This window comes from Enterococcus sp. ARL09-542 (genome assembly GCF_005234805.1).
In the GTDB taxonomy this organism is placed as follows: domain Bacteria; phylum Bacillota; class Bacilli; order Lactobacillales; family Enterococcaceae; genus Enterococcus_D; species Enterococcus_D gallinarum.
The window spans coordinates 30,347-53,685 of sequence record NZ_QPQX01000009.1; the positions used below are offsets into that span (position 1 = coordinate 30,347).

Sequence of the window (23,339 nt, forward strand, 5' to 3'; positions counted from 1 at the left end):
TGAAACTTCATACGAAAGCGCGGTTTTTAGTAATAATGTTCGTCTTTATCCCAGCCGTTCTTGTAAAACAGCTTGTGAATCAAAGGTATAAATGATTGGCTCTGCATTGGGGACATCGATTTTGTCGACTTCTTCTTCAGGTACATTCTCCAAATACTTCACTAAAGCCCGCAAACTATTGCCATGGCCTGTGATCAAGACATTTTTTCCTGATCGAATGAAGGGAACAACATCATCCGACCAAAAAGGGGTGATCCTTTCAACGACCATTCCTAGGTTTTCTCCTTTAGGAATCAAGCGTGGATCTAAGTCGTCATAACGACGATCAAAATGATTTTCTGAAACATACAGCGGCGGTTCATTATACCCTCGTCGCCACTTTTGGACTTGACCTTTTCCATAACGAGCAACCATTTCATCTTTATTGACACCGACTAACTGTCCGTAGTGTCTTTCATTCAACCGCCATGTCTTATAGGTAGGTACCCACAATTGAGCGCTTGCTTCCAAAACAGTGTTGCAGGTGATGATGGTTCGCTGAAGATAAGAAGCAAATGCTACATCAAAAGAAATACCCAATTCTTTGATTTTTTCTCCCGCTTGCCAAGCTTGTTCCCGACCCTTTGCTGTCAAGGCCACATCCAGCCAGCCCGTCCAATAGTTTTCAAAATTTGCTTCGCTTTCGCCATGCCGTATCAATACTACCTTCACTTGAACGCCTCCTCTTTGATTCATTATCTCAAGAAAAAAGCAAAATGTCTTGGGCAAAGTTCATAGAGGCATCCTTTTTTATCTGAGTATACAAAAAGGCTAGGCATAAGTTGAGCCAGACCCGATCTTTAAGGAACAACTGTCCTCTCGAAAATCTTTCTGACTGTTTTTACTTATGCCCTAGCCTCATACGTGCATGGGTCTGTTCTTAAAATTTGGAGAAATTAATCAAGAATCGTTACTTGAACGGTCCGACGGCCCCATTGTTCGCATTGTGCATTTGTTGGGAAATGCACGTCGATGATATTTCCCTTGATCGCACCACCGGTATCGCTGGCGATGGCTTCTCCATAACCTTCAACATAAAGTCTTGTGCCTAGAGGGATCACAGATGGGTCCACCGCAACTGCCATCGGATTTTCCAACAAGTTTTGGCCGGTAGCTGTCACAGTTCCGCCGCCTAAAACATCTGCTGGATCAGAACTATATGCTGTTGCTTCCATCGTCATCGTTGTTCCAGAATAGCTGCTTGCTGCAGATTCAGATTGGTTTTCGTTGGCAGATTGGTCTTCTGCTTGTGTTGTTTCTTTTGCAGGTTGTTCACTTGCTTGGTTATCTGATGATACTTTTTTGTCGGTGTCAATAATCAGAGTTGTACCATCGTAGATGATGTTAGGATCTTTCAGTTTGTTGTCTTTTGCAATTTGATCAATATGATCTAAATTACCAAAGTATTTTAAAGAAAGACCAGATAATGTGTCATCAGATTTCACCACATGTTTGATTTCGTCTGCGTTAGCAGTTGTACTTAGTGCAGCAAAACCAGCAATTGTGGCTGTAGTTAATACGAATGTTTTAATTGATTTCATAAATTTTATTTCCCTCGCTCTATGTAAGTTTTCGTCGTAACGACTTGATAAATAATAGCAAGATACGTTAAGTCCTTGGTAACAGTTCGATGACGAAATATTTCACTTTGATAAAAGAAATTAAATAACGTACCAAATAAAAAATAGAAATACTTAAAACCTTGCTAAATAAGGCTTTAATAGTAAACAGAAGATCGATTAACTGTTACAAGTTTCTTTTAAGCTAATCAAAAAAGCCGAATGAATCTTAAATATTTTCATAATTTCCGGAAATTTTCTGAAACAAATTTTCTTATATTACAAATTTGTAAAAAACAATTCAACCTGTAAACTTATAGAAAACACTGTTTTTTCTGAAAACTCAAATATATTTCGTGATTTTTCCAAGAAAGGGATTGACTTCCCACAAAGGTATGATACGATATTTCTAACGTTTGTTGTATTTTTATACATAATTCAAGCTATTATTGTATTTTAAAACAAAAAAGGAGTAATTGAATGAAAAAGATGTGTAAATGGTTCGCTTCAACAATGATACTGATCGTCCTGTTCTTTTGTGTTACCACAAAACTGGTACACGCTGAAACAACAGATCCCGTCTATGAAAAAATAAAACAAAATGGTGCATTGATCGTTGGCTTATCTGCGGATTATGCCCCCTATGAATTTCATACCACGATTGATGGCAAAGACGAAATTGTCGGCTTTGATCTATCAATTGCCAAAAAAATCGCTGATGATCTAGGTGTCGATCTTAAAATTGAAGAATTAGGTTTCGATGCGCTGTTAGGAGCATTAAAAACTGGAAAAATCGATCTTGTCATTTCGGGGATGGCTGCTACCGATGAACGTAAAAAGGAAGTCAACTTTTCTGACACTTATATGGAAGTCCAACAAAAAGTGATTGTTCGAAAAGAAGATCAGAACCGGTTTCAATCAACAGCAGATTTCAACGGTGTAGCTGTCGGTGCTCAAAAACAAACCACACAAGAAGAATTAGCTAAGAATGAGTTGTCCGGCTCACTTGTAACCTCTTTGCAAAAAGTTCCGGATCTGATCACAAATTTAAACTCAAAAAAAGTGGATGCTGTTGTGATGGAAGGTCCTGTGGCGGAAGCCTATGTTCAATCAAATGATAACTTAGCAATTGCCGACGATGTGGTCTTTGAGAAAGGTACGAAAGAAACAGCAATTGCTATTTCAAAAGAGGCGCCGCTGCTCCTGGAAAAAATCAATGCTTCCATCAAGACGATTGTCGATAACGATCTATTGAGTCAATATCAAGATGAAGCCTATGCTCTAATGTTCAATGAAGAAACAGGAGCACCTGAAGAAGGCTTCTTTAGCAAATATCTGCCCTTTTATCTCTCAGGAGCCGGTTATACTATTTTTTTAGCCTTTGTCGGTGTACTCTTTGGCTCGATTGCTGGTAGTCTACTGGCATTTATGAAACTTTCTGCGTCAAAAATTTTGCGTTGGATTGCGATTGTTTATATTGAATACGTGAGAGGTACCCCGCTCTTAGTACAGATCTTTATCGTTTATTTTGGGACTGGCGTACTAGGTCTGGATTTATCCAAATTAACGGCAGGTTGTATCGCTCTTGCACTTAATAGTGCCGCCTATGTGGCTGAAATCATTCGTGCGGGGATCAATGCGGTCAACAAAGGTCAGTTGGAGGCAGCCCGTTCATTAGGAATGAATCAAGTTCAAGCGATGCGCTTCATTATTTTTCCGCAAGCCATCAAGAACATTTTACCTGCTCTCGGCAATGAATTTGTGACAGTCATCAAAGAGTCTTCTGTTGTCTCTGTCATTGGTGTCTCCGAATTGATCTTCCAAACAGGGGTCGTCCAAGGTGCCAGTTTCAAACCTTTCCTACCATACGTGATTGTTTCCTTGATTTATTTTGTCTTGACTTTTGCTCTTTCACGATTACTAGGAGTTGCAGAAAGGAGAATGAAAACAAGTGATTAGCGTAAAAAAACTTTTAAAAAATTTTGGTGCGACAGAAGTTCTGAAAGAGATCGATCTTGAAATCTCCGCGGGTGAAGTCGTTGTGATCATTGGACCTTCTGGAAGTGGCAAAAGTACTTTTCTGCGTTGTTTGAATCTTTTAGAACAACCTACCAGTGGTCAAATCGAATTTGAAGGAAACGATCTTTTGGCTAAAGAGATTGTGATCGATCAAATTCGTCAAAAAATGGGTATGGTATTCCAAAACTTTAATCTGTTTCCTCATAAAACAGTTTTGGAGAACATCACCATCAGCCCCATAAAAGTAAAAAAACAAGATCAAGAGACCGCTGAGAAAAAAGCCTACGCACTTTTGGAACAAGTTGGATTAGCAGACAAAGCGACTAGCTATCCTGCAAGTTTATCTGGTGGGCAACAACAGCGAGTAGCTATTGCTCGTGCGTTGGCTATGGATCCAGATGTGATGCTTTTTGATGAACCGACTTCTGCACTTGATCCGGAGATGGTTGGTGAAGTATTAGCGGTGATGCAGGCACTTGCCGAGAAAGGCATGACGATGGTCGTTGTGACTCATGAGATGGGCTTTGCCAAGCAAGTAGCGGATCGCGTGATCTTTATGGCTGACGGTGTCATTCAAGAACAAGGAACACCTGAAGCGATCTTTGACCATCCGCAAAATAGCCGCACACAAGATTTTTTAAGAAAAGTACTATAAAAAATGGAGATGAACCTATGAAACAGTCGATGATTGCACAACGATTTCAAACACCCGAAGAAAATTTACTAATGGACATTGCAACGATTGCCAAGAAAACACCAAATTTGATAGATCTGTCCATCGGCGATCCTGATTTGATTACTGATCTGTCGATCATTGCTGCCGCTTTTACGGACGTCAAAAATGGACATACAAAATACACGGCTTCTGATGGTAGTTCCGATTTTATTCAAGCTGTTGTCGATTTTTATCAGAACCATTATGGATTGACTTTCGCCAACGATCAAGTACGGGCCTCAGTTGGTGCGTTACATGGCATGTATCTTGCCTTGTGCGCGATCTTGGATCCTGGAGATGAAGTAATTATCCATGAGCCTTACTTTTCTCCTTATAAGCAGCAAGTTGAAATGGCTGGCGGAAGCCCGGTTTTCATCCCTACCTTTGAAAAAGATGGTTTTCAGATCGCTATTGATGTATTAAAAGCAGCGATTACCGACAAAACAAAAGCCATTATCATTAATTCTCCCAACAATCCCACTGGTGCTGTCTTTTCGCCGAGAACTTTTAAAGCAATTGCTGAAGTTGCCGAAGAAAATGATTTGTTGATCTTGTCAGATGAAGTGTACGAAGCCTTTTGTTTTATGGAAGAGTTTGTTCCTATGGCCACTTTTGCGCCTGAGCGGACGATTACTTTTAGCAGTTTTTCAAAAGCTTTTGCTATGACTGGCTGGCGGATTGGTTACATGATCGCTCCTTTATCCATCAATCAGACAGCCAAGTTGATTAATGAAAGTATTGCTTATTCTGCTCCTACCCCCTCACAACGAGCGGGAATCTATGCGTTGAATCACTACGACGAACTTGTTCCAGCAGTCGTGGAAACCTTCAAAAAACGGCTAAGTTACATTCAGCAACGAGTCGCTACTATTCCTTTTCTTTCTTTGTCTCCTGTCAAAGGAAGTATGTATGCCTTCATCAACATAGAAAAAACTGGCTTGGATTCTGTTACTTTCGTTGAAAAACTTTTAAAAGATACTAGCGTGCTAATGATTCCCGGTAAAGCTTTTGGTGAGACGACTGGTGATCATTATGTCCGTTTAGCTGCTACGCAATCAATGCCAATGCTAAAAGAAGCCTTTGATCGCATTGAGCAGTTCACTTTTTAATCAACAAAAAATCCCTCTGCAACTAGAGTGATTGAACCATTCGCCAAAAGTTAGCCATAAAAGCTAACTTTTGGGAGTGATTCACTCTCTTGGAGCAGAGGGATTTTTTTATTCTTTTTTTGCTTCTTGAATCAGTTTTGCTATTGCTTCTTTTTGAAATTCTGCAGTGAATTGACTGATTTTTGCTTTTTGTTCCGCAGCATCCATTGTTGGGTCAGCCATCAAAGCGGCTTGCATCTTCTCTTGAACAAAAGTTTGTGCTTCTGTTTTCATCGCTTCTTGTTGGTTTTCAACAAGACTGGCTAGTTTTTTCGCTTGATCAACAGTTAAGAGAGTCCAAGAATCTGGAAGAGAGAACGTATTCTTTTCACGAATAAACTCTTCATCATTCCCAGCTATTCCAAACAAGAAACGATAAAAATCATTTTTATACGTCCAACGGGTCGTTTTCGTTTCTTTTTGTGCCGATTTGGCATCTTCGACGACATGATTCGTCACATGGTCCATTCTTGTTTGTTTTGGTTTCTTTTGCGACTCATCTGTGCGGTACAAATAGATTTTCTCAGTTCCATCACCCAAAGGTTGATACAACAGCATTGGCAACTGATCATTGTCACTGCTTGAAACTAACGGCTGTGTAGTCGTTGTGGTGGTTTTTTCCATTCCAAAATGTGCGGATAGATTGGCCATCATTGCTGTTAAGCTTAAGACAAAAACCAAACCAAAGAGAAGTGAAATAACAGTTTGGACTTTATTTTTGGCAAAAACATTTAATAACGCAAAGGCAATTACACTGATGACGACAATCACTAACATCATTTGCCGTCACCTCCTTTAAGAACAGTCAACTGAGGCTCTTTTTTCTTCAATGCAAAGGCAATCAAAAAGCCTAAAAAGCCAAAGACAACAGCGACATAAAAAGCAGCATGATAACCAGAAAGCGTTGCTTCGATCGCTTTTTCTTTGTAAGCAAGCGGTGTTGCCTTCAACAAGCCCTCACTTGGAAGATTTCCTTTGGTTACATTTGATAAGACACTGATCAAAATCGCCGTTCCAATTGAGCTGGCAACTTGACGGAAAGTATTATTAACTGCTGTACCATGACTGATCAAGTTTCCTGGCAAAGCATTCATACCAGAAGTAGTAACTGGCATCATAACCATGGAAATCCCAAACATACGAATCGCATAAAGAATGACGATATGCAAAATCGGTGTGTCTTTTGTTAAAAAGGCAAAAGGCAATGTTGCAGCAGTCAAAATGAACATACCGGTAATAGCTAAACGCTTTGCCCCATACTTATCAAAAATTGCCCCAGTGATCGGCATCATCGCCCCCATTACCAGTGCCCCAGGTAAAAGCATCAAACCAGAATGAAAGGCAGATTCTCCCCGAATATTTTGGATATATAAAGGCAAGACCATTTCTGCGCCCACCAAGGCCATATTGGTCACACCTGAAAGAATGGCCGCTAATGTGAATGTTTTCGATGAAAAGACGCGTAATTCCAAAAATGGATGCTCGATGTGCAATTGTCGCCAAGCAAAAAAGGCGATAAACAAGACCCCAACTACTAAGAAACTAATGACCTCCACGCTTCCCCAGCCCTTGTCTCCGACACTGGAAAAACCATACAACAATGTTCCGAAACCGATGGTTGAAAGAATGGCAGAAAAAATATCAATTTTCGGATGAGACAGCTCGATAACACTCTTCATCAAGAAGACAGCTAAGATCAATACTAAAATAACGATTGGAATGACCATTCCAAACAAATAGCGCCAAGTATAGTGGTCAATGATCCAGCCGGATAGTGTTGGGCCTAAAGCTGGTGCCAACCCAATAACGATCCCCGACATTCCCATTGCAGAACCGCGTTTTTCTGGCGGAAAGATCGATAACATGATATTTTGCAACAACGGCATGGAGATACCAACACCGGCAGCTTGAATCAAACGACCTAATAGTAAGATCGAAAAATTAGGTGCTGCAAAACAAGCAATTGTACCAATTAAGAAAATCGTCATGGCAGTTAAATACAAATTTTTCGAATTGAATTTATTAATCAGCCAAGCGGTAATTGGAATCATGATCCCATTAACAAGCAAGAATCCGGTCGTCAACCATTGAACATCAGAAGCCGTAATATCGAAGGCATTCATCAAGGTTGGAAAGGCAGTCGTCAGTAATGTTTGATTCAATACTGTACAAAACGTACCGATCAGCAAAACGACAACCAATAAAGAACGATTGTACGGTTTACCGTATATATCTAAAGGACGATTATTTGTCATATTTCACACTCTTTTCACAAAATTTTTCAACAGCACTATACACTTTAAAACTTTCCCACTTATTTGTCAACCTACTTGACACAAAAGTAAAACAAGTTACAATATAAACAAATACCTTTACAAGAATGGAGAAAGCATGTCTCAAACCTTTCGTAAATTATTAGAAAATGACAATTTGCTGGTAGGGATCAGCGAGCTTAGCCGAATGTGTGAAATCTCTCCGCGTCAATTGCGTTACTGGGAACAAAAAGGCCTTATCCAATCCGTTCCTCAAGAAGAAAATGCGCCACGTAAATATCGACTGCCCACGGTGATCAAAGTTGAGTTGATCAAACGTTTCCTTGATGAAGGCTTTACTTTAACAAAAGCGGTAGAAAAAGCAGAGGAAAAAATAAAAACTGCGCACCATATACGTAAAGTTTTTACAGGGGCACTCCAGAATTTGGAAGTAATCAATGACCGATTTACTATTATCAGCCTAGGACCCATCAAGGATTCAAACCAATTGCTGCACATTATCCATGATGATGAATCGAATCAGCTTGACTACGAATTATTACCGGAAAACCAGCCATTGGACATTGATAAATACCGTAATCTCTGAGAAAACAAACAATAGTTAAAAAAGGACTGCTGCACGCCCTTCGTCTTTCGGGAATGCAGCAATCCTTACTCTTGCCATTGCTCGTCATAGTACTTGATTTTGTTATCTAAACGATTCAAAGTCCCTTTTAGTTCCTCAAAACGTTGCCGCAAATTTTCTCATTCTTCGACTAATAAATGTTTGCGGGCCCCTTTCGTTCTTTGGCTAAAAAATATCATGTATCAGTACCGCAGCTAGCGATTCGCTATTGTCTCCAACTAGATCTCCTTCCTTTACCAAAAACAGTATCCATGGAACATATGAAGAACAACGCCGATGTTGCTTTTACAATTTCAGAAGAAGATCTGACTCGCTTAAAAGAAATCACTATGAATGATTATGGCTCTAATAATGAAATTCCTGTTTTCAAACGAGCCGCTACAAAATAATTGCAACTGAAAAGTGCTTTCCCAGAATCATTTCTGTCTCAGTGCAGAATCTGAATTCTGGGAAAGCTTTTTTGATGAGAAAAAGCCCTAAACTTATTTTGTTTCTTGCTTGAAGTGTTCCTTTTGAGAATGAGCGGCGGTTTTCAGTAAAACGAGAAGGATCTTCACAGCCCTCGCAGTCATTGGCCGTTTGACTGCTTCCGAGAGAAATCATTTACAAAAGCCATTTTTCCATGCTATAGTCCCTTTGAAGAAGTCAAAGGTAGAAGCCGCTTTGAATAGCTGACTTAATTGAAAAATTAACAAAATTGACAAAATCAACTTAGTAGCATTCGTAGCGCTAGCTACCAAATCGAGAAAAGGAGTCTGTATCCATGAACAAAACAGAATTTTTACAAGCAATATCTGGTGGCTTGATCGTTTCTTGTCAAGCTCTTCCAGGGGAACCCTTTTATACCGAAGAAGGCGGCGTGATCCCTCTTTTTGCGGTGGCAGCTCAAGAAGCAGGTGCGGTCGGAATTCGTGCCAACTCTGTACGAGACATCCAGCAAATCAAAGAAAAAGTGTCCTTGCCAATCATCGGTATCATAAAAAGAGACTACCTACCTGAAGAACCGTTCATCACTGCTACGATGCGCGAAGTAGATGAATTAGTTGCAACCGGTGTCGAAGTCATTGCGCTGGATTGTACTTTGCGAAAAAGGCACGATGGTCTAACCATCAATGCATTTATCAAAAAAATCAAAGAAAAGTATCCTGACCAGCTGCTGATGGCAGATATTGCGACTTTTGAAGAAGGCCGCAATGCTTACCAAGCTGGGGTCGATTTTGTTGGCACAACATTAGCGGGTTATACCAAAGACCGTGAGCCAACAGATGGACCCGATCTCGAACTGATCCAACAACTTGTTGCTGAACAGTTGCCCGTCATCGCTGAAGGAAGAATTCATTCTCCTGAACAAGCCAAACAAGTTCAGCGTCTAGGGGTTGCAGGTATCGTTGTAGGCGGTGCGATTACCCGCCCCAAAGAAATCGCGGCTCGTTTTATCACAGAATTATCCAATTAGTTTCATAAAGAATCGCATACTTCTAGGGCTTTTAGCGAACAAGCCTCTGATGACTGAATAAGGGTACCATGATTTTAGATGCATCTGACACAGGTGCATCTTTTTTTGCAGGTTTTCTATTCTTTGTACTATTTTTCCTCTGTTGAATTTGATTGCTGATAACCGGGAGTTTCCCTTGTGAGTCGAGTCACATTTTTTGTTGTCTTTTTTAGAATACTTTATACTGAAAGAAAGAGGAGAAAGTGAGTGAAGAAAATGACAAAAATCAATGCAGGTGTCGCCATGGTAAAAGTCTTTGAGGCTTGGGGGATCGATCACATTTATGGCATTCCCGGCGGTTCATTTAATTCCACAATGGATGCACTATACCAAGAACGCGAATCCGTTCGCTATATCCAAGTTCGCCATGAAGAAGCAGGCGCTCTCGCCGCCGCTGCTGATGCCAAACTAACTGGTAAAGTCGGGGCTGTCTTTGGTTCAGCAGGCCCTGGAGCTACCCACCTAATCAATGGATTGTATGATGCTCAAATGGATAATGTGCCCGTAGTAGCATTACTCGGTCAAGTGGCATCAAGTTCAATGAATTACAATGATTTCCAAGAAATGAATGAAAATCCGATGTTTGCGGATGTCAGCATCTACAATCGAACGGTCATGTCCCCTGAAAGTCTACCACACGTGGTAGATGAAGCTATCAAGGCTGCCTATAAATTTCGGGGCGTCGCTGTCGTGACGATTCCCGTTGATTTTGGCTTTAAAGAGATTGAAGCCCAAGAGATCGCCACAGCCAAAAACTATAAAACTGGGGTCATCCTACCTAATGAAGCAGACTTAAAAGCTGCCCTCCCCTATTTTGAACAAGCAAAAAAACCCGTTCTTTATATTGGACAAGGGGTATTCGGCGGATTTTCAGCGATCAAAGAATTTTCCGAGTTCTTTTCAATGCCAGTTGCGGCTTCTGTTTTGGCGAAAGGAATCGTTCCTGATATGTATAAGAATTTTCTTGGCTTTGCCGGAAGAGTTGCCACAAAACCTGCGAACGAAGCACTAGCCGAAGCGGATCTGATTGTCTTCGTGGGGAGCGATTTTCCATTTGGTCGTCGTTTCTTTAATCCGAAAGCCAATTTTGTTCAAGTTGACATTGACTCCTCGAAATTTGGACGTCGGCACAACACAGATGTCTCGGTGTTAGGCGATGGGATCACTGCGTTGAATCAATGGGTCACCCTAGGAACCGAGCGACCAGCAGACCAATGGCTGGCAGCAAATCAAGAAAACATTGTTCGCTGGCATGCTTGGCGCCATCACTTTGACACCAATCAACAAGCTCCTCTTCGTCCAGAACCGATCTTCAAAGAAATTAACCGCATTGCCGAGCCGAATGCGATTTTCGTCAGTGATGTCGGAAATGTGACGATCAACAGTATTCGACATTTAGACATGACAGGAGAACAGCGTTTTACCACTTCTGGCTGGTTCGCTACGATGGGGAACGGTGTTCCAGGAGGAATTGCCGCCCAATTGAGTTTCCCCGATCGCCAAGTCTTTACATTGAGTGGGGATGGCGGTTTCGCCATGCAAATGCAGGATATTTTGACCCAAGTCAAATACCAATTACCAATCGTCAATATCGTCTTCTCTAATGATTCTTTTGGATTTATTGAAGCAGAACAAGAGGATACCGAACAAAAGAAATTTGGAGTCTTTCTAGAAGGCGCAGACTTTGGGAAAGTTGGGGAAGCACTTGGTGCAAAAGGATATACCATCACTCGTTACGAAGACCTAACACCTGCTTTTGATGCAGCAAAAACCAGCAACGGCCCTGTAGTTATTGATATCAAGATCGAAAATGCTCGTCCACTTCCTGTAGAGGAATTGAAATTGGATCCAGAAAAATTTTCGGCAGCTGAAATCGCCGCCTTTAAAGAAAAATACCAAGTCCAAGAAATGCCTACTTTGAGAGAACTGCTTAAAGGTAATTAGCATAAAGCTATGCCCTAAAAAACAAAAAAGATCGAACAATCAATCAGACACTTCCAATGTTTTTCACGGAAGTTGTCAGGCATTGTATGGTCCTTCTTTTTTGTGTTTTAGATCACAAATCTGATTGGTTTGACTCCTTTTGCAAATCAATCAAGAAACAGTCTGGAAAAACGTTCGCAATTCTTGCTTTCTCGCAGCTGAAATCTGCGTTTTAGGAATTCCTTGTATTGCTCCCTCAATCCCATAGAGCATGTGTAGACAAGCCCCGGGATCCCGCTGGGTACGAATACGCATAAAAATGGTTTCTGCTGTTGCAGACTTCATTTTCTCCACCGAATCGATGCCAATCGCATGCAAGTGTTCGGCAAGAACCTTTCCTACATTCGGTATTTTTTGTAATTCTTCCATGATACGCCTCCTCTCAACGATGTTTCTGCAGTTTTATATTTATTGAACAAATCTTGTTTGATTGTTACCCTATATTCCTTCACAAATCTGCATTAATTTGATGGGCAGAAAAAGGAAGCTTCATCAGAAACAATAAGACTTTTTTCATTTTATCCCTCCTCTTCATTTTAGCGAATTGTCCCCTAAAATGTAACCCTACCGTTTACTTCTTTAGCAACATCGCGATTGTTTCACTCTCTTTCGTATAGCTTTCGCCACAAACGTTGCTATAAAGCTGATACTCTTTAAATCCAACCGCAGCCAGTTCGGCAGCCAATGAGTGCTCTGTAAAACAACTAGTCCACACATTGTAAGTTATCTGATCCTCTTGAGTGATCACCATTGTTTGATCTAGCCAGACAAAGTTGGGATATTTACTGGTCTTATTCAATGCAAGATAGGAGTTCTCGCTCCAAAAGCCAGCTCCTTCTGAGTACTCCCATGATTGCTGCACTACAGTCTGATCATATTTCGTTGCACTAAAGACATCTAGCAAGAATTTTCCGCCAGGCTTCAACCAGCGATAAATGTTTGCTGTCAGCAGATGTCGATCGTTTGCAGATAATGCACCAAAGTCGCAATAGATCATCACGATCAAATCAAAAGTTTCTGTCAATTCCATCTCAAGGTAGTCTTGTTTTAGGTAGGAAATAGGCAACTGTTTTTTTCGTGCAGACTCTTTTGCATAGTCGATCGATCGCTTTGAGAAATCTACCCCTGTTACTTGATAGCCAGATTCAGCAAACAATTCTGAATAGAGCCCTGGTCCACACCCTAGATCAAGAAGGCTTGGATAATCTGCTGGTGGGACTTTTTGACAGATCCAGCTAGCAGATTTTTTGATAAAGGACCGATTTCGACTGGCCCCATCTATACTCGGATCCAAATGATTTTCTAGCATTTTCTGAGAAATATAGTCATCTGTCCAGAATGGGGTATCGGTTTGTTGATAGATTTTTGGCTGTTTAATGAAGTCTTTCATTTTGTTTCGCATTTTTCTGCTCCTTTGATTGATTATTTGTGTAACTGAATAGTTTTCTTTGGTCCTCCTTTTGCGTGATTACTATAAAAGAATAAAAAAAAGCGATGGTTACCCATCGCTTCCGTGAAAAGAGAAGTTAGAGTAAGATAAAATCAATAGCTAGGCAACTTAAATAAACCTACAAAAGCGGTTATTTTTAGCCTGTTCAATTGATTTTATTTACTCTTTTCCAGTCATACCTATAGCACTGATTGTGTACTATCAGCTATGCCGAACTTCATCACCTGTTCATTCAATTATGACTATACTTTACCACATTAAAGCAGTTGCAGCAAACCCTTTCACGATTTTGCGTTCAACGTTACGAGCATATGCGATTAAGAAAATGGCCATACGTTTAAGTGATTTTTTTAAGTTTTTGATCGACGACTTGATAGACCTCATTAGCAACTTGATCAACAAATAATTGATCATGAGAAGTAAATATAACTGTTCCAAGATAATCCCTCATTAGTTTTTCCAGGGCTACAATCGTAGGAAGATCAATAAAATTAGTTGGTTCATCTAAAATGAGAACATTTGCTGGTTTAACAAAAAGTAGCGCAATTTGAACTCGTGTCGCTTCTCCTCCGCTCAATTTTTTTACGGGCTTTAAAATTTCTGTTTGATAAAAACCAAGGTTATGCAAAATACTTCTGACAAATGATTCAGAATAATCGGTTTGTTTCATTAAATAAACAAGAATTGATTCCGATTCAGTCATTTTATAGGACAATTGTTGGTAACTAGCAAAAACTACCTTAGGAGATAAGACAATTCCTTTACCATCATTTAAAATATGATTCAATAAAGTCGTTTTTCCACAACCATTTGCACCTACAATCGCGATACGCTTTCCTAATCCAAATTGAAAATCACAATCATCAAACAAAACTCTCTGTTCATATTGAATTGAAACGTTGTGTCCTTTTATCGGATAAGGATTATGAATTTCTATGCCTTTTGGTGCTGCAAAAATAATTTGTCTCGGCTCAGTCAATGAATGATGCTCACCTAAATGATCCAAACGGCTTTTCATTGCCTTTGCTGTTTTATGAAGATTCTTTTGAATTGTATCCTTTTGTTTGGATGATGCCAATCGATCAGGACGACTATTTTTCTGCTGCATTTTTTTAGAGACTTTACTAATCTTTTCAGCTTGCTGAAGTTTACTTTCAATCGCCGCTTCCAAGCGCTTCTTTTCTTTCAAGTGACTTTCAAACGCATGTTTTTGATGCAGTAATTCCATTTTCTTTTGCTGTTTATACGCATCAAAGTTTCCGTGATATTCCCGTACACACCCCTGATCAATTTCCCAAATTTTCGTTGCTAATTGGTTCAAGAAAACCCGATCATGACTGACAAAAAGCAATGTACCATAGTAATGCCTCAACTCCTCAATAAGCAATGAAATACTTTTCTGATCCAGATGGGTGGTAGGTTCATCCAACAAAAGACCCATTTCATAGTTCGATAGTGTTCGAACCAATCGTGTCTTTGCGGCTTCCCCACCGCTCCAGCTATCCATTGAATGTTTTGGTAACGAAAAGCGGCTCATGATTTCCCAGTCAACGGATGAAAAATCGTAAGAATCCTCGATCCCTCCAATTTGGGCAAAATAATTAAAGGTCGTGGTTGTCTGAATCGTGCCACTATCGGGCTGGATTTCTCCAGTAATTAATTTTAACAGTGTTGACTTTCCTTCACCATTTCTACCAATGATCCCGATTCGTTCTCCATGATAGGCGGATAACGCCTCAATTGACAAGACTTCTTTAGCGCCATATTGTTTTTTGATCTGTTTGAATTGGACTGTTAATGTTTCCATGAATGATCTCCCTCTCTCGTCTAGGAAAAAGGAAAACACAAAAAAGGCATAGCCTGGCGCTATCCCTTCATAAATAATTGGAAAAGTAGACACTCATCCCTTGAAATCGCGATCACCTAGACTTTTGAATAGTATTAAATTAACGATTCAAAAGATCGATCCACAATTTCATTGCCGCTGTCATGACTTTTCCTCCTTCAGTAAATGATTTCCTTAAGTATAGCAGATCCGAAAATACTTGTACAGAAAGGTTCGCATGAGTTCGCTGGAAGTCCCTTACACCAGTGTGTCCTATAATTTCAGCGGAAGATCTGTCATCCTGCGAGCTCATGGGATCGTCTGCTAATCAAATCATTCCTTCGTAATCACTTGATACATTTTCGCGATATCCTCGGCTGCCATCGTGACTTTAGATTTTTCGATCAATACATTCTTCCCTGTCATAATATAAGAAGGCAATAAGCGGATCTTTCCATAGTAGATTTCGTTCTGGCGTATTTTATATGTTGCAACGGAGGGAATCGCATTCTTTTTTTGCTGCTTTTTGGCGATTTGATTGAAGGCTTTTTTGGCGACATCCCCCATTAGCATAATCACTTCAATACTTGGAAATAACGACAACTCTTTTTCTAATAGCGGTAGATTTTCAGTGATAGTTTGTGTTTCAATTGTCGTCGTGTGTTTTGGCGTTTTGATCGCATTGGTCAAATAAATCCCTAAATCCAATAAGTCATGGGCAGAATCTACATAGATCCCAGCTTGTTGAAACAACGGCAACGTCGTAGAAAGATAAGCGCCATCTGTTGCCCCATAAAAATCATCTGTTGGATCTAGGGGAACGACTTCATTGATCAATACTGCTTTAATGGTTTTCGGATCGACTTCAATATCATTCAAAAAGATACTTTTTTCTGCTCCAGCCATCAATGCCTCTTTCACATTCATTTTCTCACTCCGTTCCTATTCTCTTTTCCTTAATCATACAAAAGGAAAGCGGCGAAGTCGAGGAGTACTTTGTGTTGAGAAAATCAGTCGGTACCCCTCTCTAAAAGAGACAAAAAACTGCGTAAGGAGGATTTCCTTACGCAGTTATACTCAATGAGTCGTGCTCATTTATTACTTATTGTAAATCTTTGGTCCTTTACGCATATTCTTGCGATCATTTTTTGGTGTGTCCATTTGTTTCGATCGGCCACCACCTTGTTTCTTTTTGATCAGTTCAAGCATTTTTTCTTTTTGGTTCACTATTTCCACCTCGTTTTCCCAGACCCTCTCTTATCTGATAAAACAAATCACTTTGATAAAAGAATTTAGCATCCTGATTAAATCTACTTGGATTTTGACCGTTTGTCAATCGTTGATTGCACAATCCCACAAATTTCACAATATAACATTCAATTCATTATTCAGAACGTTCGTCGGTTGAAAAACTTATGTCACACCTCGCGAACGTGTGAGTCAGAATGCTTGTAAATTAAAAGTGATGGTATCATCTTTTTTCAAAAGCAGATTTTGGGCACCTTTATCACTCATTTCATTATTGACTGTATAGACCCAAAATACATTGTTCTTTTGATCTTGACTCATTCCATCGATCGAAGTGATAAAGCCATCTTTTTCTTCAATCGTAAAGTTTTCTTTCATTACTTTCAGTAGTGATTCATTTTCTTGAAAAGCAACTTCTTTTGAGGTGACTTCCTCACCTTTATTCGTGATAACAATCGTAGCTATTAATTGTTTCTGATCAACAGAACGTTCTGTGCTTTCTACACTTTGTGCATTTTGGGTATTTTCTGAAGATGTACGCGTATTTCCTTGACAGCCACTAGTGACAAATAATCCGCCTAACAACACGATTACGACTAACAATTTTTTCATTTATTTATTCCTTCCCGACATACGTCATTAAAATCTACTCTTTTATCCATCGAAAAACATACTAAATATTTACTGAAACACAGGTATATCTCTTATCTCTTCAATCACTAATGATCTATTTTTACAAACCACATTTCAATTGAATTTTACAATTGGTACATGTACTACAACCGCCAATTTCTTCTATTGTTCCTTCATGACAGATGGGACAAATGTCACCAGAAATCACTGGTTCATTCGTTTGGGTGGTAAATTGATCTTCTGCTGGTTCTACTTGAGTGTTTATTTCATTGTCGATTGCTTCCAAAGTCAATACTTGTGAGTCACGGCTGCCATCCACGTATACAGTACCGCCTTTGGCACCACCATCGTAGAGATCCATATAGACTTTTGCCACCTGACTTACAGAATACCCTTTCGGTGCATTGACAGTTTTTGAAATCGAACTATCCACCCAGCGTTGAATCGCACATTGAACACCAACATGTTCTTCTGGGGACAGTTCCATTGCTGAAATGAAGAAGTCTGGCAGCTGATCTTTGTCTTGTTCCGGATGATTCGCAAGATATTCTTCAACGATTGCTGCATTGATCTCAATAAATTTGCCTAATCTGCCACTTCTAAAATAGGAGAAGGAGTAGTAAGGCTCTAATCCTGTTGACACACCGGTCATCGTTCCCGTCGATCCTGTTGGTGCGACAGTCAAAAGATGTGAGTTGCGAATCCCAAATTGCATCACCCCTTCACGAATATGGGCTGGCATTTTTTTCATATACCCTGTGTCAATAAACTTCTCTCGTAATGCTTGTGTCTCTTGATCATCTTTCCCAATCAAAAATGGAAAACTGCCCTTTTCTTTTGCTAAATCAATGGAGGCTTCATAGGCGGTGATAGCAATCGTCTCAAAAATCTGATCGACTAATTGATTGCCTTCTGCTGAACCATAAGTTTTCTCACAATAGATCAGTAGATCGGCTAAGCCCATGATGCCAAGTCCAACACGTCTTTCACCTTTCGCTTGGCGCTCATTTTTATCAAAGAAGTAAGGGGTCGCATCAATGACATTGTCTTGAAAACGAACCGCGGTTTTAACCGTTTCTCTTAATTTAGCAAAATCAACTGTCCCCGTTTGATGATCGGCCATGTTTGCCAAATTGACTGCTGCTAGATTACATACAGCATAAGGTGTTAACGGCTGTTCACCACAAGGATTCGTCGCAACCACTTTTTGCCCATAGGCTGTAGCATTGGTCATTTTATTGGCATTATCGATAAAGAAGATACCCGGTTCAGCTGAGTACGTGGCACAAAAAGTGATCAAATTCCACAATTCACGAGCCCTGATCCTTTGATAGGTTTTTACTTTATGACCGGCGGCTTCCCATTCTCGCACATCTCCGACTTCTGCCCACTTTGCATCGTATTCCGCCATTTCTTCTTCGGAATAATTATCGATATCTGGGAAACGCAGCGCATACCAATCGTCTTTCTTTACTGCATCCATGAATTCTTCTGTCAAACAAACAGAAATATTCGCTCCAGTCAGGAAGTCGCTTTTTTTAACCGTATAACTTCCTCCATGCCGTAGCTTTTCTTTTGCTGTCTTGATCATTTCATTTTGCTCGGTATCTGATGATTCTGGAAGCTGAGCAATATGGGTATACATTTTTTCTTCCATTTTTGACAAAGGATCAAAATGAAGTTTTTCATTGATTAACTGTTTGATAGTGTCATTTTTCAATGTTTTGTTTAACTGCAGCAATACTGCAGGATTCTGGATTTTAGAAATAATGAACGCCAAAATGTCTGGATGCCAGTCAGCCATCATGATCATCTGTGCGCCGCGACGACTTCCCCCTTGCTCGACCAGATTCGTCAAATTGGCTAAGTCATTCAACCAAGAGACGGCACCAGAGGATCGCCCGCTGACACCATGGACCACACAAGCTTTTGGCCGTAAGGTTGAACCATTAGTACCAACTCCTCCGCCCCGACTCATAATCTCCATCACTTCTTGTCTGTGTACAGCGATTCCTTTACGAGAGTCGTGAATGAAAGGCATCACAAAGCAATTGAAATAGGTAACTTGAGAATTAGTACCAGCGCCATAAAGTACTCGACCTGCCGGAATCAGATTTTGTTCGGCAATCTGCTGATAAAACTGCTCAAGAAACAACTCCTGCTCTAACTCTTTATCGGAAATCCCTCTAGCGACTCGGCGAGCGATTTGTTCGAAATAAAGTTCCAGTGGTTTTTCGATCTCATTTTTCCGTCGTTTGACAAGACCATTAACTTGTTCAGCAGTATTTTCTATAGCTGAGCGATACTCTTCTTCAACCTCTATGGAGACCATGTCGTCATCAATAGACTTTACCCATCCGATGCCTCGAGCAGGATATTGAGGATCTTCTTTTGTGGTTAAAATAACCAAATCACCCTTATCTAATGTTTGGTGGTTTTGATCCTTGAAAGAATAGCGATCGAGCATGATCAAGCGAGAAATTCCTTCAAATGTGTTCGTCATCTCAGTAGTGATTGCTGAGACTTCTGGGAACATATGAATGTCCTCGTTTAGCTTGCTTATCGTTTGTTTACTGTATTTCATTTTTTGTGCCACCTTCCCATACTCAACATATTGTGTCCGGAATTCATTATCACACTACATAATGTGTTTTTCAATCTTGAAATTTATTTTTTTTCATGTATAATGAGAATGATTATCAATTAGAAAGACGGCGATTTCGATGTTCCAGCCTCATAGCCATATATTTTCTGTTCAAAAAATTTCTCTATTAGCACTCCTTACTGCGTCTTGTATCGTTGGACGCTTATTTTTTGTCTGGATCCCCAACGTTCAGCCCATGAGTGCTATTTTATTTTTATTAGCCCTGGCAGGCAGTTTGTCTGATGCTTTGATCGTTGCTTTATTGAGTTTGCTTGGTACAAATATCTATTTAGGGATGGGGCCTTGGACGATCAGCCAATTTGTAGCACTGGCTGCTATGATTACTTTTTTTCATCTGGGAGGAAAAATATCTCTCATAAAGCAAAGCCGCTTAATCCAAGCACTTCTAGCGTTCATTTGTGGTATTCTATACGGTTTGATCGTTTCTATGATGGAAGTCTGGCTTTATCAGTTTCCTTCTTTTACAGCCTATTATCTTCAAGGCTTCGTATTTGATTTGTTTCATGCTAGCGGAAACTTCCTGTTTTATTTGATCTTATTCCCCGTATTTGAGCGAATGATGCCCGCATTAAATAAATGGAGAAAATAGAAAAGCGTAATCTTTGCTCGAACCATCACCAAATTAGGAGCACTTACCAACTCTTTTGTCAAAGAAACGTGAAGCGGATTCGTCAAAAAAAATCTTTTTACCAAGTTAGCCTAGGCTTCTTAACAAGGTAAAAAGATTTTTATTGTTTGAAGAGAACTTTCTGATTCACTGTTCCTGTTTTATCCTATTTTTCTGTTGTGGGTAGTCAAGGCGATGCAACTGATAGAGTGCGTCTTCTTCCGTTTTGACTAACGAAAAAAAAGTTTTTCTAAAAGTTTTATCGAAGCTAGATTTCCAGACGCTACCTCTGCTTTTACTGATTGAACACCTTGATCAAACAGCCACTGTATCGTCGCTTGAATCACTTCTGAGCCGTATCCTTTTTGAGACTCATGAGGATGGATCGTGTAACCGATCCAGAAAAAATCTGCTTCATTTTTTAAATAGATATCACCGATCAGCCGTTCATCTAAAGTGTGCACAACTGCTAAATTTTTGCCTTCAGAAAAACTTTTTGTATGCAGCAGTTCTTTGATATACGCAGCTTTTTCCTGTTTTTGAAACCTTGGTACTTCATCCACTCTAAATCATTTCTATAGGTCATAACTGTTGGGATATCTTCGATCCTAAAATCACGGATAAAACAACGTGGTGTGCAAAAATACATGATACCCCTCCTCATTGCATCTTGACCCTTATCTCAAGTAGAGAGTCAACTGACGTTTTGCTTATTGAAAATAGACTCGCTAGTTCCTTGATCTTGGGTGAACAAAAATTTTTTCGTAAGAAAGAACCTTGACTTTCTTTTGATTCATTTGAGCAATGGTTTCTTTAGTGGGCCGAAAACCTAACGATCGCCAAAATTTACCCGCTGGTTGATTATTCAATAAAACGGCCAAGGCTAGTTTCGTCATCCCTTCAGAAAGAAGAATTTCTTCTAATTTATGAACGATTGCTTTCCCGTGTCCTTGCCTCTTTTCATTGATCAGCAATAATCCAATATAAGCGGTTTGCTCTTCTGGATAGTCAACTAAGTAGTCAATGATCGCCACCGGCTTTGTATCCTTTCTAACTAAAAAAAAGCGTTCATTTTCTTTCTTTACTGATTCAGGCTTATCTACCATATCTTGTTTTAATAACTGCAAGGAAGCCACATCATCCGTTAAAGAAAAGTACGGCTGATTATTTAAATAGATGGAAACAGCTTCCTGTTCATTTGCGTCAGTCACTCTCTCGAAAGTAAACATTGGTCAACTCCTTTAAAACTTTTTCTTTTGTGATTGTCTCAAGTCATTTTCTTGTCTGTTCTATGCTTGATGTGCTGCAGTCTGCTGCGGTTGGCAGCCAGCAACGAAATACATTTCAATGGGATTTTTCCGTAACTTCTTTCTCTCTTTTTAGGATTGCTGTCAAATCTGCGAGATATTTCTCCTGTTGCTTCTTCAAATATCTTTTAGCAAATGGTTTCAAATAAAACTTCTTCAGCGTTACCTCTTCCGTAAAGATCATATCTGTCTGAGCACCTGATTTGGTGAATTTTCCTTGCCAACGCCCTCGCATATTTGTGTTTTCCATCGTAAATGAATACAACGTGAAAGGCTCTTTGTCGATAATCGTAAATGTTGTGGGATACCCGCTTTTTGTGTATTCGATAAACTGCCTTTCATTGATCACCTCAATTTTACTTAAATCACTTCGCCAGGAATAGTCCTGAAGATTGGTGACAATTTGCCATATCTTTTGGATATCCTGATCAATACTGGCACGAATCGTTGCCTTGACCATAGAGTTCCTCCGTTATCGTTAATTTGTGTTGGTATCTGTCCAAGAAATGCTCATTCGTTCAACGTTCTTTTAAGAAGATTCTCATGGAACGCAGTCGCCGCTCCTTTCCATTCGTCCCTTCAATAAGTGAAGGGCTCAGACTATTTCTGTCAGGACAAATGGCTTCACATACGTTTCTACAAAGTCGACCCGATCAAGGACCGTAGGTTTGAAATACGCGGTTACAGCAATAACCAGTTTGTTTTTCGAATCAACGTAAATGACATTGCCGCTATTGCCAATTGCTGAATAGACATTCTGCTTTGGGTCTAGTATCCACCATAAATACCCATAGTGCATCTGCTGAAATTGGATTAGAGCTGGCTGCGTTGGTGTACTCATTTCTGCGATCCATTCAGCAGAGACAATTTGTTTTCCTTTGTGTCGGCCTTGGTTCAAGCAGAGTTCGCCAATTTTCGCCATATCGCTGGCTGACAAGCACAAACCATAACCAGCTGTACCAACACCCAATGGATCACAAAACCAAACCGGCTCCTTTGGCTCTTTTCCGATAGTGAACTGCTTGTGTTCTGCTGCTGTTTCGGCATGGTAATTGTGATGTCGACTAACGCCGATGGGTTCAAATAAATAGCTGTTTGCAAAATCAACCGTGGTCATTTTTGTTGCTTGGCATAATAAACCAGTCAAAATATGCAGACAAACTGTTCGATAATCAAATTGATTCGTCAACCCTTTTCTTCCACCCAAAAAGTTTAAAGAAGCTTTCGTCCAATCTTGGCTAGTACAGACTTTTGTCCAAGGATCTCCTTTTCCTTTATAAGGTGCCTGCATGGTGAGTAAGTGTTTGATGGTCACGTCATAGATCGTTTTTTCGCCTCGTTTCACGCTATAATCAGGAAAATAATCAAGGACTTTATCTTCAATACTATAAATTTTTCCCTGATCGATGGCGATTCCGATCAACAACGATACTACGCTTTTTGTCGCCGACATCACATGGCAAGTATCATTTCTCTGATAATGATTCCATTCATCTGAATAGACTTCTTCGTGGTTCTTGTAAGCAACAATTTGACAAATATTTGGCTGGGTACTCGTAATCAACTCATGCAATTCTGCTTTTTTCATCATCATTCTCCTTTCAAGAATAAGCATAAATCCATTAAAAATAGATTACAAGGCTCCTTCTTCGGAGAATTAAAATTTTCAGAATAGTTTTGCATTCAATTGATTTCTTCCATGCTTTGAAAAAAGCGACACTCAAAGTCAATTTATGACCAATAAAACC

General features: G+C 39.9%; 23 protein-coding genes. 8 read left to right on the plus strand and 15 right to left on the minus strand.

Going from position 1 to position 23,339, the window contains the following annotated elements; all coding sequences use genetic code 11:
• Positions 1-45 precede the first annotated feature (45 nt).
• Both DVW06_RS10705 and DVW06_RS10710 read right to left on the minus strand, forming a co-directional pair.
• Entirely contained in the window at positions 46-711 is a 666-nt protein-coding gene (locus tag DVW06_RS10705; protein ID WP_021150912.1) for a 2,3-bisphosphoglycerate-dependent phosphoglycerate mutase, read from the minus strand.
• Positions 712-935: 224 nt separating this feature from the next.
• Positions 936-1,580, minus strand: a complete 645-nt coding sequence (locus DVW06_RS10710) for a 3D domain-containing protein (RefSeq protein ID WP_021150913.1) — start codon at positions 1,578-1,580, stop codon at positions 936-938.
• 498 nt (positions 1,581-2,078) lie between these two features.
• On the opposite strand from DVW06_RS10710, the gene DVW06_RS10715 reads away from it, so the two are divergent.
• The 3 genes from DVW06_RS10715 to DVW06_RS10725 are packed head-to-tail and all read left to right on the plus strand — an operon-like array spanning position 2,079 to position 5,441.
• Positions 2,079-3,557 (plus strand): ABC transporter substrate-binding protein/permease, encoded by a 1,479-nt coding sequence (locus DVW06_RS10715; protein WP_005472565.1) that lies wholly within the window; start codon positions 2,079-2,081, stop codon positions 3,555-3,557.
• Positions 3,550-4,272 carry an amino acid ABC transporter ATP-binding protein gene (locus DVW06_RS10720; RefSeq protein ID WP_003127265.1) on the plus strand — a complete coding sequence of 241 codons (723 nt, stop codon included), beginning with the start codon at positions 3,550-3,552 and terminating at the stop codon, positions 4,270-4,272. Before DVW06_RS10715 ends, DVW06_RS10720 begins: the two co-directional genes overlap by 8 nt.
• 17 nt (positions 4,273-4,289) lie before the next feature.
• The gene (locus DVW06_RS10725) at positions 4,290-5,441 is read left to right on the plus strand and encodes a pyridoxal phosphate-dependent aminotransferase (RefSeq protein ID WP_137264629.1); all 1,152 of its coding nucleotides are present in this window, start codon (positions 4,290-4,292) and stop codon (positions 5,439-5,441) included.
• 108 nt (positions 5,442-5,549) lie between these two features.
• On the opposite strand, the gene DVW06_RS10730 is transcribed toward DVW06_RS10725, so the two are convergent.
• Positions 5,550-6,260 (minus strand): DUF4811 domain-containing protein, encoded by a 711-nt coding sequence (locus DVW06_RS10730; RefSeq protein WP_021150917.1) that lies wholly within the window; start codon positions 6,258-6,260, stop codon positions 5,550-5,552.
• A complete protein-coding gene (locus tag DVW06_RS10735) occupies positions 6,257-7,735 on the minus strand; it encodes an MDR family MFS transporter (protein ID WP_003127262.1) in 1,479 nt (492 codons plus the stop codon). Before DVW06_RS10735 ends, DVW06_RS10730 begins: the two co-directional genes overlap by 4 nt.
• 136 nt (positions 7,736-7,871) lie before the next feature.
• Between DVW06_RS10735 and DVW06_RS10740 the strand changes: the two genes are divergently transcribed.
• From DVW06_RS10740 to spxB, 4 genes are all read left to right on the plus strand, one after another.
• Positions 7,872-8,339, plus strand: a complete 468-nt coding sequence (locus tag DVW06_RS10740; protein ID WP_003127260.1) for a MerR family transcriptional regulator — start codon at positions 7,872-7,874, stop codon at positions 8,337-8,339.
• A 200-nt stretch (positions 8,340-8,539) separates the two neighbouring features.
• Positions 8,540-8,767 carry an aldo/keto reductase gene (locus DVW06_RS10745; RefSeq protein ID WP_229073607.1) on the plus strand — a complete coding sequence of 76 codons (228 nt, stop codon included), beginning with the start codon at positions 8,540-8,542 and terminating at the stop codon, positions 8,765-8,767.
• Between the two features lie 374 nt (positions 8,768-9,141).
• Positions 9,142-9,834, plus strand: coding sequence for an N-acetylmannosamine-6-phosphate 2-epimerase (locus DVW06_RS10750; RefSeq protein WP_003127257.1), 693 nt, complete (start codon positions 9,142-9,144; stop codon positions 9,832-9,834).
• A 255-nt stretch (positions 9,835-10,089) separates the two neighbouring features.
• The gene (gene spxB / locus DVW06_RS10755; RefSeq protein ID WP_034704788.1) at positions 10,090-11,817 is read left to right on the plus strand and encodes a pyruvate oxidase; all 1,728 of its coding nucleotides are present in this window, start codon (positions 10,090-10,092) and stop codon (positions 11,815-11,817) included.
• Positions 11,818-11,967: 150 nt separating this feature from the next.
• Here the strand turns inward: spxB and DVW06_RS10760 are convergent, their stop codons facing one another.
• The 7 genes from DVW06_RS10760 to DVW06_RS10785 all read right to left on the minus strand — a co-directional run bounded on the left by DVW06_RS10760 (position 11,968) and on the right by DVW06_RS10785 (position 19,596).
• Complete coding sequence (locus DVW06_RS10760) at positions 11,968-12,225, minus strand: TfoX/Sxy family protein (RefSeq protein ID WP_003127255.1); 258 nt, start codon at positions 12,223-12,225, stop codon at positions 11,968-11,970.
• A gap of 202 nt (positions 12,226-12,427) precedes the next feature.
• Positions 12,428-13,258: a class I SAM-dependent methyltransferase gene (locus DVW06_RS10765; RefSeq protein WP_005472554.1), complete on the minus strand. Its 831-nt coding sequence runs from the start codon at positions 13,256-13,258 to the stop codon at positions 12,428-12,430.
• A gap of 385 nt (positions 13,259-13,643) precedes the next feature.
• Positions 13,644-15,113, minus strand: coding sequence for a ribosomal protection-like ABC-F family protein (gene abc-f, locus DVW06_RS10770; protein ID WP_123866976.1), 1,470 nt, complete (start codon positions 15,111-15,113; stop codon positions 13,644-13,646).
• A gap of 351 nt (positions 15,114-15,464) precedes the next feature.
• Positions 15,465-16,058 (minus strand): uracil-DNA glycosylase family protein, encoded by a 594-nt coding sequence (locus DVW06_RS10775; RefSeq protein WP_003127252.1) that lies wholly within the window; start codon positions 16,056-16,058, stop codon positions 15,465-15,467.
• 171 nt (positions 16,059-16,229) lie between these two features.
• A complete protein-coding gene (locus DVW06_RS17685; RefSeq protein WP_005472549.1) occupies positions 16,230-16,358 on the minus strand; it encodes a hypothetical protein in 129 nt (42 codons plus the stop codon).
• A gap of 213 nt (positions 16,359-16,571) precedes the next feature.
• Positions 16,572-16,991: a DUF4430 domain-containing protein gene (locus tag DVW06_RS10780; protein ID WP_029486889.1), complete on the minus strand. Its 420-nt coding sequence runs from the start codon at positions 16,989-16,991 to the stop codon at positions 16,572-16,574.
• A gap of 121 nt (positions 16,992-17,112) precedes the next feature.
• Positions 17,113-19,596 (minus strand): vitamin B12-dependent ribonucleotide reductase, encoded by a 2,484-nt coding sequence (locus tag DVW06_RS10785; protein ID WP_005472545.1) that lies wholly within the window; start codon positions 19,594-19,596, stop codon positions 17,113-17,115.
• A gap of 139 nt (positions 19,597-19,735) precedes the next feature.
• Here DVW06_RS10785 and DVW06_RS10790 point away from each other — a divergent pair, with 139 nt between their 5' ends.
• Positions 19,736-20,266: a hypothetical protein gene (locus tag DVW06_RS10790; RefSeq protein WP_003127248.1), complete on the plus strand. Its 531-nt coding sequence runs from the start codon at positions 19,736-19,738 to the stop codon at positions 20,264-20,266.
• A gap of 248 nt (positions 20,267-20,514) precedes the next feature.
• On the opposite strand, the gene DVW06_RS10795 is transcribed toward DVW06_RS10790, so the two are convergent.
• From DVW06_RS10795 to DVW06_RS10810, 4 genes are all read right to left on the minus strand, one after another.
• Positions 20,515-20,847 (minus strand): GNAT family N-acetyltransferase, encoded by a 333-nt coding sequence (locus tag DVW06_RS10795; protein ID WP_003127246.1) that lies wholly within the window; start codon positions 20,845-20,847, stop codon positions 20,515-20,517.
• Between the two features lie 165 nt (positions 20,848-21,012).
• Positions 21,013-21,513, minus strand: coding sequence for a GNAT family N-acetyltransferase (locus DVW06_RS10800; RefSeq protein WP_137264630.1), 501 nt, complete (start codon positions 21,511-21,513; stop codon positions 21,013-21,015).
• A 115-nt stretch (positions 21,514-21,628) separates the two neighbouring features.
• Positions 21,629-22,051, minus strand: coding sequence for an SRPBCC family protein (locus DVW06_RS10805; RefSeq protein ID WP_003127244.1), 423 nt, complete (start codon positions 22,049-22,051; stop codon positions 21,629-21,631).
• Positions 22,052-22,186: 135 nt separating this feature from the next.
• Entirely contained in the window at positions 22,187-23,179 is a 993-nt protein-coding gene (locus DVW06_RS10810; protein WP_137264631.1) for a serine hydrolase domain-containing protein, read from the minus strand.
• Positions 23,180-23,339 lie beyond the last annotated feature (160 nt).

Bases quoted from the DNA above. Each gene is read 5' to 3' on its own strand.
- abc-f (WP_123866976.1), bottom strand. From the start codon at position 15,113: ATGGAAACATTAACAGTCCAATTCAAACAGATCAAAAAACAATATGGC.
- DVW06_RS10730 (WP_021150917.1), bottom strand. From the start codon at position 6,260: ATGATGTTAGTGATTGTCGTCATCAGTGTAATTGCCTTTGCGTTATTA.
- DVW06_RS10790 (WP_003127248.1), top strand. From the start codon at position 19,736: ATGTTCCAGCCTCATAGCCATATATTTTCTGTTCAAAAAATTTCTCTA.
- spxB (WP_034704788.1), top strand. From the start codon at position 10,090: ATGACAAAAATCAATGCAGGTGTCGCCATGGTAAAAGTCTTTGAGGCT.
- DVW06_RS10810 (WP_137264631.1), bottom strand. From the start codon at position 23,179: ATGAAAAAAGCAGAATTGCATGAGTTGATTACGAGTACCCAGCCAAAT.
- DVW06_RS10800 (WP_137264630.1), bottom strand. From the start codon at position 21,513: ATGTTTACTTTCGAGAGAGTGACTGACGCAAATGAACAGGAAGCTGTT.
- DVW06_RS10780 (WP_029486889.1), bottom strand. From the start codon at position 16,991: ATGAAAAAATTGTTAGTCGTAATCGTGTTGTTAGGCGGATTATTTGTC.
- DVW06_RS10765 (WP_005472554.1), bottom strand. From the start codon at position 13,258: ATGCGAAACAAAATGAAAGACTTCATTAAACAGCCAAAAATCTATCAA.
- DVW06_RS10710 (WP_021150913.1), bottom strand. From the start codon at position 1,580: ATGAAATCAATTAAAACATTCGTATTAACTACAGCCACAATTGCTGGT.
- DVW06_RS10785 (WP_005472545.1), bottom strand. From the start codon at position 19,596: ATGAAATACAGTAAACAAACGATAAGCAAGCTAAACGAGGACATTCAT.
- DVW06_RS10725 (WP_137264629.1), top strand. From the start codon at position 4,290: ATGAAACAGTCGATGATTGCACAACGATTTCAAACACCCGAAGAAAAT.
- DVW06_RS10805 (WP_003127244.1), bottom strand. From the start codon at position 22,051: ATGGTCAAGGCAACGATTCGTGCCAGTATTGATCAGGATATCCAAAAG.
- DVW06_RS10715 (WP_005472565.1), top strand. From the start codon at position 2,079: ATGAAAAAGATGTGTAAATGGTTCGCTTCAACAATGATACTGATCGTC.
- DVW06_RS10740 (WP_003127260.1), top strand. From the start codon at position 7,872: ATGTCTCAAACCTTTCGTAAATTATTAGAAAATGACAATTTGCTGGTA.
- DVW06_RS10760 (WP_003127255.1), bottom strand. From the start codon at position 12,225: ATGGAAGAATTACAAAAAATACCGAATGTAGGAAAGGTTCTTGCCGAA.
- DVW06_RS10750 (WP_003127257.1), top strand. From the start codon at position 9,142: ATGAACAAAACAGAATTTTTACAAGCAATATCTGGTGGCTTGATCGTT.
- DVW06_RS10735 (WP_003127262.1), bottom strand. From the start codon at position 7,735: ATGACAAATAATCGTCCTTTAGATATATACGGTAAACCGTACAATCGT.
- DVW06_RS10775 (WP_003127252.1), bottom strand. From the start codon at position 16,058: ATGAATGTGAAAGAGGCATTGATGGCTGGAGCAGAAAAAAGTATCTTT.